This is a genomic window from Aeromonas sp. QDB18 (genome assembly GCF_027705325.1).
In the GTDB taxonomy this organism is placed as follows: Bacteria; Pseudomonadota; Gammaproteobacteria; order Enterobacterales; family Aeromonadaceae; genus Aeromonas; species Aeromonas caviae.
Window position 1 is genome coordinate 1 of sequence record NZ_JAPDBQ010000125.1, and the last position, 12,810, is coordinate 12,810.

A 12,810-nucleotide genomic window follows, 5' to 3' on the forward strand; every position below is an offset into this window, starting at 1 on the left:
GGAACCAGTGATTGGTTCCGGATTGTCCTACAGCAGAAGGATCGGTCAATGGATCCTTAACTGATCAGCATTGCCGCAGTTGCGGGGCTTTTGTCGTCGAGGCGGGGGTTATTTTGCCGCGATGGCGTCTGCCATGGGGCTCTGGAACTCCTGCTCGGCTTCTGCGAAGCGATCCTGCATGGCCTTGGAGGGGGCCTTGTCCAGCAGGCTGAATAGCACGATGGCCAGGGTGGCAAACAGGAAGCCCGGGATGATTTCGTACAGACCCAGCCAGCCGAACTGCTTCCAGATGATGACGGTCAGGGCACCGACCAGCATGCCCGCCAGGGCGCCGTTGCGGGTCATGCGGGACCAGAGCACGGAGAGCAGCACCACGGGGCCGAAGGCGGCACCGAAACCGGCCCAGGCGTAGCTCACCAGCCCCAGCACCCGGTTTTCCGGGTTGGTGGCGACGGCGATGGCCACCAGGGCGATCAGCAGCACCATGGCGCGGCCGACCCACACCAGCTCTTTCTGGGAGGCGTTCTTGCGCAGGAAGGGCTTGTAGAGATCCTCGGTGATGGCGCTGGAGCAGACCAGCAGCTGGCAACTGAGGGTACTCATGACCGCCGCCAGGATGGCGGAGAGCAGCACGCCGGCAATCCAGGGGTTGAACAGGATCTTGGAGAGCTCGATGAAGACGCGCTCCGGGTTGGCGGTCACGCCACCCGCCTGCTCGGTGAAGGTGGAGAAGTAGGCCAGGCCGAAGAAACCGATGGCCACGGCGCCACCCAGGCACAGCACCATCCAGGTCATGCTGATGCGACGGGCGCTGGCCATGGAGTGGTGGGAGTCCGCCGCCATGAAGCGCGCCAGGATGTGGGGCTGGCCGAAGTAGCCCAGGCCCCAGGCCATCAGAGAGATGATGGCGATGAAGTCCAGGTTCTTGAACATGTCGAGGTTGCTGGCGTTCTGCGCCGCCACCTGCACCATGGCGGTGTCGATGCCGCCCACGGCGATGATGACGAACACAGGAGTCAGGATGAGGGCGAAGATCATCAGGGTCGCCTGCACGGTGTCGGTCCAGCTTACCGCGAGGAAGCCGCCGAAGAAGGTGTAGGTGATGGTGGCCGCGGCACCGATCCAGAGGGCGGTGTCATAGCTCATGCCGAAGGTGCTCTCGAACAGGCGGGCACCGGCCACCACGCCGGAGGCGCAGTAGATGGTGAAGAACAGCAGGATCACCAGGGCGGAGAGGATGCGCAGCACCCGGCTCTTGTCTTCGAAGCGGTAGGTGAAATAGTCCGGCAGGGTCAGGGCGTTGCGGTTCTTCTCGGTGTGAACCCGCAGCCGACCGGCCACCCAGCGCCAGTTGAAGTAGGCACCGATGATGAGGCCGATGGCGATCCAGCTCTCGGAGATGCCGCCGATGAAGACGGCGCCAGGCAGGCCCATCAGGAGCCAGCCACTCATGTCGGAGGCACCGGCGGAGAGGGCAGTCACCCAGCTCCCCATCCGGCGGCCGCCGAGAATGTAGTCGTCAAAGTTACGGGTGGCGCGATAGGCGATGAAGCCGATCAACACCATCCCGAGGATGTACACCAGAAAGGTGATGAGCATGGGGGTGCTAGCTGTCATTCAAAACTCCGTTATGTGACGTCTGTGCCCGTTCTTGCGACGGACTCTTCCTTAAAAAAACCGGCCTAGAGTAATCAGCAGATCGCCGGACCACAACCACTTTTAACAAATAAAAAACACATGGAAAACGTTTAACACCTAACCAAGCAACCACTCAATTGCAATAAGGCCGGATTTTATCCCGATCTGCCAAGGGTTTACCCTGATGATCCCCTCCCCCGCGCCATAAAAAAGCCCCGACAGTGGCCGGGGCTCGGAGTACCGACGGGCGGGATCAGCGGTTGATGGCGATGGGCATGCCGCTGCGCTGCTCCAGGGCCTGCTTGACCAGCCGGGAGTCGCTGTCCGCGTGGGCGATGAAGCGGGTCACGGCGGTGGACATGGGCAGCGGGGCCGGCAGGCTGGAGTTGAACTCCTCCTGGTTGCGGGAGAGGGGCTGGTGCACTTCCAGGTAGCGGCGGCCATCCGGCTCGACAGAGGCCTTGATGGGCTGGTTCACGAACTGGACGCGGGTACCGACCGGGACCTGCTTGAACAGGTACTCGATGTCGTCGTTGCGCAGACGCACGCAGCCGTGGCTCACCCGCAGGCCGATGCCGAACTGGGCGTTGGTGCCGTGGATGGCGTACATCTTGCCGATGTAGAGCGCGAACAGCCCCATGGGGTTGTCCGGACCGGCCGGCCAGACCGCAGGCAGGGTCTCGCCACGGGCGGCGTACTCGGCGTGCATCTTCGCGGTCGGGGTCCAGGTCGGGCCCGCCTTCTTGCGCTGCACGCTGGTCACCCAGTCTTCCGGGGTGTCGGTGCCGAGCTGGCCGATGCCAATCGGCAGCACTTCCACCACCTTCTTGCCTTTGGGGTAGTAGTAGAGGCGCATCTCGGCGACGTTCAGCACGATGCCTTCACGGGGGGCATCCGGCAGGATCAGCTGATGCGGCACGACCAGCTTCTCGCCCGCCTGCAGCAGCAGGGGGTCTGCCTGGGGGTTGGCTTCCAGCATGTTGGTCAAGCCGAGCTGGAATCTGGCCGCTGCCGCTTCCAGGGGTTGGCCCGCCTCTTCCGGGGACACCACGTAGTCCAGGTTCTCCCCCACCAGGCGGCTGTTGGCTGCGGGCAGGGCATATTCGATGGCGAGGGCGGGCATGGCGGCCAGGATCAGGGAGCAGCACAGTGCGGCCGCCGTGTTGTGGAGGAGCTTCATAACTTTCCTGTGATAAAGGGGGTGGTTCAGCACTCTGGCCAGCGCGGAGGCGACGGGCGCGCCCGGGGCGAAGAGAAGGCCGCCATTTTTCTCCTCTGCCATGCAAATTTCAACCGCCACGTGCTGACGGGTCGGTGATTAAATACGGTGCCGCGCTGCGCCACGGCACCTTGTCATAAGCGGGATCAGCCGTTTTTCCAACTGTGCATATCATAACCGGTTGGCGACTGATGCAAACGCAGATGGAATTGCTCAATTATCGCAAATATGTGGTCGAAAATATCAGCCTGTATCCCTTCATACTCGGCCCAGGCGGTGGTCGCCGTGAAGCAGTAGATCTCCAGCGGCAGGCCGTCCGTGGTCGGTGCCAACTGGCGCACCATCAGGGTCATGTCCTTGCGAATGCCCGCATGAGTCCGCAGGTAGGCATCCAGATAGGCGCGCAGGGTGCCGAGGTTGGTGAGGTGGCGACCATTGATGGGGCAGCTGATGGCATCGCTGAGCTGCTGGTTGTAGCTGCTGAGCTCCTGCTCCTTGCGGCTGAGGTAGGGTGCCAGCAACCTGGCCTGCTTGAGCTGCAACTGCTCCTGCGAGGTGAGGAAGCGCACGCTGGTCATGTCGATGTTGACGCTGCGCTTGATGCGGCGCCCGCCGGATTCGGTCATCCCCTGCCAGTTCTTGAAGGAGTCGGAGATGAGGGCATAGGTGGGGATGGTAGTGATGGTCTTGTCCCAGTTCGACACCTTGACCGTGGTGAGGCCGATGTCGGTCACCTCGCCGTCCGCGCCGTACTTGTCCATCTGCAACCAGTCACCGACGCTCAGCATGCGGTTGGCGGAGAGCTGGATACCCGCCACCAGGCCGAGGATGGGGTCCTTGAACACCAGCATAAGGACCGCGGTCATGGCCCCCAGGCCGCTGAACAGGAAGAGCGGCGACTTGCCGAGCAGCAGGGCGATCATCAGGATGCCCACCAGGATGCTGGCCACCAGTTTCACCCCCTGGAAGATGCCGCGCAGGGGCAGATCCCGCCCAAGCCGGGTATGGCGGCTCAGGGAGAGCAGGCAGTCGAGCAGGGCGAACAGGGCCAGCAGCAGGAACAGCAGGATCCAGAGCTGGGCCAGCAACTCGATAAGCGCCAGGCTCTCGGACGCTTTGGGCAGCCAGATCTCCGCCTGACCGAGCAGTACGGCCCCCTGGAACACGAAGGCGAGCCGGTAGAAGAGGCGTTGCTGCAACTGGGGCGGCAGCCACATCTGCTTGGTCTTGCCAAGCAGCCCCACCAGGCGCACCAGCAGGATGCGGTGCAGCACCAGGTGCAGCACCATGGCGGTCAGCACGATGAACCCCAGGGCAATCACCAGGGCCATCATGGGGGTCACATCGACCCCCAGGCCTGACAACCAGTTGAAAAACATCTCTTTCATCGTTACCTCCGCAATATCACACAGCGGTCAGGGTACGCATCTGGTCCCCCATGTCAAATGACAGGACGCTCACTATTGCCGAAACGACAACGCCCGGCAGGGGCCGGGCGTTGTCATCACCAGAGGGTGCCTTAGCCGACCAGGCTCAGGGCATCACGGGCGATCACCAGCTCTTCGTTGGTGGGCATCACCAGGGCCAGACGACTGCCTTCGACGGTGATGGGGCCTTCACCGCCCAGTACGGCTGCGTTGTTGGCCTCCTTGTCGATCTTGAAGCCGAGCAGGGCCAGTCGGGCCAGCACCATCTCGCGCACCATGGCGGCGTTCTCGCCGATGCCGCCGGTGAACACCAGGGCGTCCAGGCGACCATCCATGGCGGCAGCATAGGCTCCGACGTACTTGGCAACGCGATAGGTGAAGACGTCCAGTGCACGCTTGGCACCGGCGTCGGTGGCGTAGTTGCCGGTGACGTAGCGGCAGTCGCTGCTCTCCTCGGTCATGCCCAGCAGGCCGGATTCGCGGGTCAGCACCTGGTTGATCTTGTCCACGCTGTAACCCAGGTTGTCGTGCATGAAGAAGACGATGGCAGGGTCGATGTCACCGGAGCGGGTGCCCATCGCCAGCCCTTCCAGCGGGGTCAGCCCCATGGAGGTGTCGACGGACTCGCCGTTCTTGATGGCGCAGACGGAGGCACCGTTGCCCAGGTGGCAGTTGATGATGTTGAGCTCATGGAGCGGTTTGCCCAGCGCCTTGGCGGTCTCTTCGGCGATGAAGCGGTGGGAGGTGCCGTGGGCGCCGTAACGACGGATGCCGTTCTCGCGATAGAGCTTGTAGGGCAGCGCGTAGAGGTAGGCTTCCTCAGGCAGGGTCTGGTGGAAGGCGGTGTCGAACACGGCCACGTTCTTGTCGGCCAGGGCCGGGAACACCTTGAGGGCGGCACGGATGCCGATGAGGTGCGCCGGGTTGTGCAGGGGGGCGAACGGAATGGCAGCTTCGATGCCGGCGATCACGCCGTCATCGATGCGCACGGAGCGGGAGAACTGCTCGCCGCCGTGCACGATGCGATGGCCGATGGCGACCAGCTGATCGGCCAGGGCGGGATCCTGGGGCAGGATGTGGCCCACGATGTGGTCGAGGGCTTCCTGGTGCGCGGCACCTGCGCCCAGCATGGCGTCGCCCTTGACCCCGTGGAGTTTCCATTTGATACGTGCGTCATCCAGATTGAAGCATTCGGCCAGGCCGGACAGCATGTCCTCGCCCGTTTCAGCGTCCATTACGGCAAATTTCAGGGAAGAGCTACCGCAGTTAAGGATCAATACCAACTTGCTCATGTTCTACATCTTCCTGTGCTTCGGCTTTACGCCGACAGTGTCGTGTCATCCAGCGATGGATGGGATTCCCCTGCCGGGGGCTTATGGTCGCAGGAGGGTGCGTCCAATTTTTCAAATCGTTGGGCGCAGACCGTTCGTCTGGCGCGCGCGTCGAATCAGCGATTCGCAACGGGCCTCTGTTGGCCCAATCACTCGGGACTCCAGGCCCCGGTTGCCACTCAGGCGCCGGTCAGCAGCGACTGGTGAACCTTGACGACCAGCTTCTTGACCGGACCTGGGGTCGTCAGGGTACAGAGGGGGCGATGCAGTTCTCCCGGCCAGAAGATGGCGAAGTCACCGGGCTGCAACGCCAGATAACTGGTCTGCTCGTCATCGACGAACCAGAGATCGGGGTGAGGATGATCGGCACCGTCCCGGCTGTAGGCGTGAGGGCCCACGCCGATCCACTCCTCGCCGCGCAGCAGCAGCTGGATGTCCAGATACTGCTCATGAAACTCGCCCCGGCGATCCGCCACCGGCTCTGTCAGATCCTCGCTCACCAGGCAGAACAGCGTGAGGCCGTCGACCTCCTGCTTGCCGAGGGGGGCGTGCAGCCAGCGTTCGACACTTTGCACCACCTCGGCCACGATACGGTTCAGGGGGGCGGGCAAGGGGGTGCGTTGCAAGGTATCCAGACTGCCGGTGATCATGAGGTTCGCATCCTTAGATATATCTGTGGTCTATCTTTGTGCACCAATGAAAAAGGACCATTGAAGGTCCTTTTATCGTCTCGTCTGCCATCCGTGCAGACGGGGGCGCTGTCGCTTCCAAGCCGATGGCGCCGAGTCACTGTTGCATACTCGTCTGCCCCTGCCAAGAGATACTCGCCCATTCACCCGATGATCGTACCAGTTGAAACAATATTATTCACTACCCAATCTCCCCCGACTTTGACCAGACGCAAAAACGGGAGCATCTGCTCCCGTTTTTTTTCCATCACCCACTCAAAGCGGTGCCATTCAAACCTTGCCGGCGTTTTCCACCGGCTTGGCGTACATGGCGCGCCAGATGGCCTTGTGCTCTTGTGGCACCTCGGACTGGCGAGTCAGGAAGGCACTCTGCTCTATGGTGCTGGCCTTGCCGGGCACATCCGCCGCGAGGTAGTTGCCCGGGAAGAGGCGATAGCTGCTCCAGATCGCCTTGTCGATGAGCGCCGCCAACTCGTCCGGATCGCTGAAGCCCTCTGTAATGGGGGCGCCGAAGGAGACATGTACCCGCCCCTTCTGGCCGACGATGCCCGCGACGATACTCTCGATGTCTTCGAACTCGCCCTTCTCATAGCTGCCGTTGACCGACTTCTCGTAGAGCTCGCGCGCCTTGGCCTTGTCGGTGGGGTCCAGCTCGTAGCTGATGCTCACCGGCACGATGTTGAGGCTGCGCATGTAGTCGACGAACTCGATCTTCTGCTTCTTGCCGTCCACGTAGAACATCTTGAGGATGGCAGGATCGGTCTTGTCATCTCCGTCCTTGGCGCGCCCCTCCTTCTGGGCGATCCAGATGGAGTGCCCCTCGTGCACCGACTGGCCGATGTAGGCCGACAGCTCCCCGAGGGCCTTCATCATCTCCCGCGGCCCCTTGGCGGAGCGCTTGACGATGAAGCTCTTGTTGAGCTTCATCAGCTCGGTGGCGCAGGGCTTGCGCAGCAGATTGTCGCCGATGGCGATGCGCACGGTATCGAACCCGTGGGTGTGCAGCCCCCAGTTGACGAACGCCGGATCCATGGCGATGTCCCTGTGGTTGGAGACGAACAGGTAGCCCTGCTCCTTCTTGAGGTGTTCGAGCCCGGAGAAGCTCACTCCCTGGGTGGAGGTGGCGATCATCCGGGTCATGTAGCGGGTCACCCCCATCTGTACCTGATGGATGGTGCTGACCTTGGCCCACTTGTGGCGCAGGAACTGGCGGATCAGCGGGCGAATGGCCCAACCCAGCCAGCTCATCAGGGAACCGAAGCGGTATTTGGCGATGGCGCCGATAAACTCGTCATCCTGGATCAGCCGCTCGATGGCAGCCGGTACTTCTTCATCGCGATAGGGGCGAATGTCCGCGAATCTATCTACTTCTGTCACAATGTCTGCCTTGCATGTATGGAGTCGCGGCCTGCGTCTGCCGGCCGGGAAAATTCAGGGCGCAATTTTACACGCTTTTATCCCCAGGGGTATGAGAGGCGTACAGATAGTGCGATCTTGCAGTGAAAAAGCGATGGCGGTCACCCGCCAGCCCCCCCTTTCGACAACGGCTCTGCTAGCCAGCGGGATTGATGAGCGCGGTGAGGACGTGGTCCTCCCAGCGGCCGTTGATCATCAGATAGTCCCGAGCGTATCCCTCCTGCTCGAACCCCAGCCGTTCAAGGAGCGCGCCGCTTCGCAGGTTCGCGGGCATGTAGCTGGCCATGATGCGATGCAGGCCCCGCTCCCGGAACAGGTGATCGATGCCGGCAGCCACCACCTCCTGCATCAGGCCCTGCCCCTCGTGCTCCTTGTCGATGGCATAGCCCAGGTGGCACGCCTTGAACATGCCCATCACAATGTTCGTGAAATTGCAGGTGGCGAGCACCCGCTCCCCCCTGGGATCGAGCGCCACCAGTTGCACGGCACTGCCCTCGAAATAGTGGCCGTAACCATCGCGCAAGCGGGTCTGCCAGTGGGCGAGGGTGTAGAAGCTCTCCTCCCGCCTGGGCTCCCAGGGGGCCAGGTGGGCGCGATTGCGCAGATAGAAATCCACCATCAGGCAGGCCCGCTCCGGGGTCAGCACGGTCAGCCGGGTACGGGGGGTGGCAATGTGGGACAGCGTCGTCATCTCACCCTCAGGAGGTTGGAAGCGGACAGGAAGGTCATCAGAGATCCCTCAGCCTCAGCCACTCGTCCCGCAGCAGGCCGTAGTGCACATGATCCACCACCCTGTCCGCCAGCCGCTCCGCCCGCCGGGTGATCCCCTCCTGGGTCATTCCCAGCCGCTCGCACACGGCTCGGCTCGCCTCGTTCTCGAGGGCGGCGCTGATCTCCACCTTCTCCATCCCCATCTCCTCGAAGGCGTGATGGATCAGGGCCTGGCAGGCCCGGGTGATGATGCCGTGCCCCTGCCAGCGCTCCGCCAGCCAGTAGCCGATGGTCACCTTGCCGAGATCCTGATCGATCTGGTTGTAACCGATGACGCCGACCACCTCCCCCTGATACTCGATGGCCGTGGTCAGCCCCTCCCCTCGGGCAAACTTCTCGATGGCGTGGCGAATGAAGGTGGCGCTGTCGGCGGGCTGCTGAATGTGGGGCACCCAGGGCAGCCACTGGGAGAGGTAGTCGCGATTGCGCTGGCAGAGGCGAAACAGCTCGCTGGCCATGTCGGGTTGCAGGAACAGGAGCGCCAGCTCGTCATCCAGTTGCCATGAAAACATCGCCACTCCTCCCCGGTTCCACTCCGGCCATCTGCCGTCATGGGAGCCAATGTAGTCAATCAATCCCTTGTTTGCCAAGGACTTTTCAACTGGCTTCCCCGCTGGCAACCCCCATATGGCGATCCCCATGCGGGCACCTTGATCCCAAGGTCATCAATCACCCCTCACAGCGGTTCAACATGCTGCCATTACCAGTATTTGTGGATGATTGACGCTGTAAAAGTGAATCGTGCTACCTGTTTTCGCTGCCCTGTGACAAATGACAGGCCGTTATTTTCCCCCTTCCCACTAGTGTAAGAGCGCCGGGCAACGGACCCGGCGTGTAATCTTCATCGACTAAGGAAAGACGAGATGAACAAAGTCTATTTGGCCGTCATGCTGGCCTGCTGGGGAAGCGCCGCCATGGCGGCAGAACAGGTGGAAGTGAACCAGGTCTCCGACCTGACCGGTGCGGTGAGCGGCGCCGCCAAGATTGGCGCCCTTGGCGCCGGGGATGGCGAGTTTCGCAAGGTACGGGCGGTGACGCTGCCCAATGGCCAGCAGCGGATACGCTATGAGCAGACCTGGCAGGGGATTCCGGTGTGGGGCCAGGTTCTGGTGGCCGATCAGGCGCTGGGGGGCCAGGTCAATCAGGTGTCCGGCACCATGCTGCGCAAGATCGATGCCGACCTGACAGGCCCGGCCGTTGCCCTCTCCGCCAGCGACGCCGCACGCCAGGCTCGCAGCGGTGCCAAGGGGAGCAACGAACAGGTCAAGCTGTTCGTGATGCAGGATGAGACCGGCCAGGCCAGACTGGTCTATCTGGTCTCCTGGCTCGCCGCCAGCAAGGAACCGAGCCGCCCCTTCGTGATGATCGACGCCCAGACCGGCAGCGAGCTCAAACGCTGGGAGGGGATCAACCACAAGGACGCCACCGGCCCGGGGGGTAACGTCAAGACCGGCAAGTATTTCTACGGCGCCGACTTTGGCCCCCTGCAGGTGGATGACAACTGCCGCATGACGGGGACCAACGTGGACACCCTCAACATGAATCACGGCACCACGGGGGGCACCATCCACCAGTTCACCTGCCCGGAGAACACGGTCAAGGAGATCAACGGTGCCTATTCCCCTCTCAACGATGCCCACTACTTCGGCAACGTGGTGTTCGACATGTACCGCAACTGGTACAACACGGCGCCGCTCAGCTTCAAGCTCAAGATGCAGGTGCACTACAGCCGCAACTACGAGAACGCCTTCTGGGACGGCAGCCAGATGACCTTCGGTGACGGCGCCACCACCTTCTACCCGCTGGTGAGTCTGGACGTGGCGGCCCACGAGGTGAGCCACGGCTTCACCGAGCAGAACTCGGGCCTGGTCTACTCCGGCCAGTCGGGCGGCATCAACGAGGCCTTCTCCGACATGGCGGGGGAAGCGGCCGAGTACTACATGAAGGGCAGCAACGACTGGCTGGTGGGGGCCCAGATCTTCAAGGGCAACGGCTCACTGCGCTACTTCGAGGACCCGGCCCGGGACGGCAAGTCCATCGGCCACGCCAGCGATTACTATGACGGCATCGACGTGCACCACAGTTCCGGTGTCTACAACCGCGCCTTCTACCTGCTGGCCAACACCAGCGGCTGGCAAACCCGCAAGGCGTTCGAGGTGTTCGTGCTGGCCAACCGCCTCTACTGGGGCCCCAATACCACCTTCGATCAGGGGGCGTGCGGGGTAACCAGGGCTGCCACGGATCTCGGCTACAGCGTGAGCGACGTGGCAGCCGCCTTCACCGCCGTCGGGGTCAATGCCACCTGCGGCGGCACCACGCCCCAACCGGGCAGCGTGCTGCAAAACGGGGTACCGGTGAGCAATCTCACCGCCGCCAAGGGGGGCAAGCTGAACTTCACCGTCGAGGTGCCCGCCGGCAGAAGCCAGCTGGTGGTGACCAGCAGCGGCGGTAGCGGGGATGCGGATCTCTACGTGAAGTTCGGTAGCGCGCCGACCGCCAGCAGCTATGACTGCCGCCCCTACAAGAGCGGCAATGCCGAAACCTGTACCCTGAACGCCCCCAAGGCGGGGACCTGGCACGTGCAGCTGAGCGGGTTCAGCGCCTTCTCCGGCGTCACCCTCAAGGCCAGCTACTGAGTCTGAGCGGGCATCAAGGAGAATTAACGAAGAGCGCCGGCCTGGTCCGGCGCTTTTTTATGTCCGCTTGCCCGACCAGCGCCGGGCCAGGGTACGGGCCGCCTCCAGCACCCGTTCCTTGGCGGGATTGGGGCGCTTGCCGCTGCGCCAGGCCATCATCACGTCCCAGTGATCCGGTGGCAGATCCACCACGTCCAGCTTCACCAGGCGACCGAACTCCAGATCCCGGGTGATGGCGAGCGCCGGCATCAGGGTGATGAAGCCGTGCTCCAGCGCCAGCTCCCGCGCCGCACTTGCTGGCTGGATGGCGTGCAGCGGGCTCGCCACCTGGCGCAGCAGACGCAACTGCAGGATCAGCTCGTCGCAGCCCGTCCCCCACTGCTGGGGCGCCAGCCGCTCGTTGGCAATGTCCTGCAGGGTCAGCCCCTGCCGCCCGGCCAGCGGGTGGGTGGCGCAGGCCACGGCGATGATGGGGGAACGGTAAAGCAGTTCGAGCTGGATGCCCGCGATGGCAGGGCACTTGAGAATGAAGCCCACGTCGGTCTCGCCGGTCAGCAACTCCTGCATGATGATGCCAGAGTGATCCGTGTTGCAGCGGATCTCGAAGGTCTCATCCACCAAGGCCAGCAGCAGGGGGCCGAACACCGCCGTGGTCAGGGAGGGAAGGCAGGAGAGCCGGATCCGCGGCAATGCAGGCGCCCCCTGCATCGCCAGCCGCCCCCCTTCCAGTGCGCTCAGGGCCGCAGTCGCGGCAGGCAGAAACTGCTCGCAGGCCGGGGTCGGGGTGGCCCCAGGGCGGGAGCACACTTTGTTGATATTTTAACCAAAGAATAACTGAGCCCGATAGTCGTCATTCCAGCCGGCTCTTTTTAGCTTGTTTCTCTGACTTCGAGCACCACAATTGCTCTGTTTTACGATATTCAATACGAACCGCCGGAATAGCGCCATATTCTCGACCGCATCCTCCATCGCTATCCTGGAAGCATCCTCGTTGAACACCACATCAAGAATGTAATGCTGGCTGTTCTCTATCCGCCAGTGCTGCCGTATATAGTGCCCTAGGGAAAGTGCGAACAAGTATCCCAAGAACAAAAAATGAAAATTTTAGTCATTTAATATCAATGGGTTACCAGTAAATGCTCTCGTGCCATATGACTTATTCGCACCTTCCCTATGCCAATCGCCTTGACCTCGCTCAATCCCGACAGCGACGCAAAGGCGTCGATGGCCTTCTGCATGTCGGCATCATTCGTGGTACCACCGGACGAGGAGTCACCGTTGTGCACAGTGGGATCGCCGTCGGTCAGGAAGTAGGTCAGGTTTTCGAATTTCAGGCCTGTCCCGCTACCCGGCTTGGTATTGAACCACTCGGTCGCCTTGATGAAGGCATCCTCGTAGTTGGTCGCCCCATTGGCAGACAGGGTCGTGATCTTGTTGATCAGCGTCTGCAGGTTTGCCGAGTTGAGATCTTCGATCTTCAACATATTGCTAAATAACCGTTCCGAAATGTAGATCACTTATCCGGGAAAGAAGGGAACTCGGCGTCGTTTGTGCGATCTGATTAATCGCCAAACCAATCAAACGACAAACGAGCCGAGCCCGAAATGATACTAACACTCCCCGACCATGATGAGCGACGCCGGATCATCAACAAGATGCACCGGACCAAAGATAAAGATCTCT

At 62.1% G+C, this 12,810-nt stretch carries 10 protein-coding genes and 2 pseudogenes; 1 reads left to right on the plus strand and 11 read right to left on the minus strand.

Going from position 1 to position 12,810, the window contains the following annotated elements:
• Positions 1-108 precede the first annotated feature (108 nt).
• The 8 genes from putP to OKC30_RS16205 form a co-directional block, all read right to left on the minus strand.
• A complete protein-coding gene (gene putP, locus OKC30_RS16170) occupies positions 109-1,617 on the minus strand; it encodes a sodium/proline symporter PutP (RefSeq protein WP_045525661.1) in 1,509 nt (502 codons plus the stop codon).
• A 274-nt stretch (positions 1,618-1,891) separates the two neighbouring features.
• The gene (locus tag OKC30_RS16175; protein ID WP_160839008.1) at positions 1,892-2,818 is read right to left on the minus strand and encodes a L,D-transpeptidase family protein; all 927 of its coding nucleotides are present in this window, start codon (positions 2,816-2,818) and stop codon (positions 1,892-1,894) included.
• Between the two features lie 185 nt (positions 2,819-3,003).
• Complete coding sequence (locus tag OKC30_RS16180) at positions 3,004-4,245, minus strand: mechanosensitive ion channel family protein (protein WP_160839006.1); 1,242 nt, start codon at positions 4,243-4,245, stop codon at positions 3,004-3,006.
• A gap of 131 nt (positions 4,246-4,376) precedes the next feature.
• Positions 4,377-5,576, minus strand: a complete 1,200-nt coding sequence (locus tag OKC30_RS16185; RefSeq protein ID WP_010675525.1) for an acetate kinase — start codon at positions 5,574-5,576, stop codon at positions 4,377-4,379.
• Positions 5,577-5,794: 218 nt separating this feature from the next.
• On the minus strand, positions 5,795-6,265 hold the full coding sequence (locus OKC30_RS16190; RefSeq protein WP_010675526.1) for a YhcH/YjgK/YiaL family protein: 471 nt from the start codon (positions 6,263-6,265) through the stop codon (positions 5,795-5,797).
• A gap of 309 nt (positions 6,266-6,574) precedes the next feature.
• Positions 6,575-7,681 (minus strand): 1-acyl-sn-glycerol-3-phosphate acyltransferase, encoded by a 1,107-nt coding sequence (locus tag OKC30_RS16195; RefSeq protein ID WP_010675527.1) that lies wholly within the window; start codon positions 7,679-7,681, stop codon positions 6,575-6,577.
• A 175-nt stretch (positions 7,682-7,856) separates the two neighbouring features.
• Positions 7,857-8,411, minus strand: a complete 555-nt coding sequence (locus OKC30_RS16200; RefSeq protein WP_160839004.1) for a GNAT family N-acetyltransferase — start codon at positions 8,409-8,411, stop codon at positions 7,857-7,859.
• Between the two features lie 37 nt (positions 8,412-8,448).
• Positions 8,449-9,003 carry a GNAT family N-acetyltransferase gene (locus OKC30_RS16205; RefSeq protein WP_010675529.1) on the minus strand — a complete coding sequence of 185 codons (555 nt, stop codon included), beginning with the start codon at positions 9,001-9,003 and terminating at the stop codon, positions 8,449-8,451.
• 351 nt (positions 9,004-9,354) lie between these two features.
• Between OKC30_RS16205 and OKC30_RS16210 the strand changes: the two genes are divergently transcribed.
• Complete coding sequence (locus OKC30_RS16210) at positions 9,355-11,127, plus strand: M4 family metallopeptidase (protein ID WP_160839002.1); 1,773 nt, start codon at positions 9,355-9,357, stop codon at positions 11,125-11,127.
• A gap of 57 nt (positions 11,128-11,184) precedes the next feature.
• On the opposite strand, the pseudogene OKC30_RS16215 reads toward OKC30_RS16210, so the two are convergent.
• The 3 genes and pseudogenes from OKC30_RS16215 to OKC30_RS16225 form a co-directional block, all read right to left on the minus strand.
• Positions 11,185-11,925 (minus strand): annotated as a pseudogene (locus tag OKC30_RS16215) (LysR family transcriptional regulator); the annotation flags it as partial.
• A 21-nt stretch (positions 11,926-11,946) separates the two neighbouring features.
• Positions 11,947-12,189, minus strand: a pseudogene (locus OKC30_RS16220) (transposase); the annotation flags it as partial.
• 56 nt (positions 12,190-12,245) lie between these two features.
• Positions 12,246-12,611: a hypothetical protein gene (locus tag OKC30_RS16225; protein WP_160839000.1), complete on the minus strand. Its 366-nt coding sequence runs from the start codon at positions 12,609-12,611 to the stop codon at positions 12,246-12,248.
• Positions 12,612-12,810 lie beyond the last annotated feature (199 nt).